The 395-nt window shown below is 68.6% G+C and carries 1 protein-coding gene; it reads right to left on the minus strand.

The window, feature by feature from the left end:
* Positions 1-395: electron transfer flavoprotein subunit alpha/FixB family protein (locus tag AT959_RS14775; protein ID WP_205629935.1), on the minus strand; the 395-nt coding region annotated here is incomplete at both ends.

Raw genomic sequence — 395 nt, forward strand, 5'->3', positions numbered from 1 at the left:
GCGACGATCTTGCCGGTCTGGCCGACCTGGTAGTCGTTCGGCACGAAGCCGGCATCGACTGCGGCGCGGGAGGCACCGAGGGCGGCACCGAGCTTGTCGGCGAGCGGTTCGAGCAGGGTGTGGTAGTTCTCGCCACTGCCCAGGCCGCGGCCGCCAGAGACGATGATCTTGGCGGCGCCGAGTTCGGGCCGCTCGGATTTGGTCAGTTCGCGGTTGGTGAGGGTGCTTTGGGCGGTGTCGGCGGCGGCAGCGATGTTTTCGATGTCGGCGCTGTTGCCGGTGTCGACCGCGTCGAAGGCGGTGCTGCGGACGGTGATGACCTTGACCGGGTCGGCGCTCTGCACGGTGGCCAGGGCGTTGCCGGCATAGATTGGGCGGACGAAGGTGTCGGCCGA

This window comes from Dechloromonas denitrificans (genome assembly GCF_001551835.1).
In the GTDB taxonomy this organism is placed as follows: domain Bacteria; phylum Pseudomonadota; class Gammaproteobacteria; order Burkholderiales; family Rhodocyclaceae; genus Azonexus; species Azonexus denitrificans.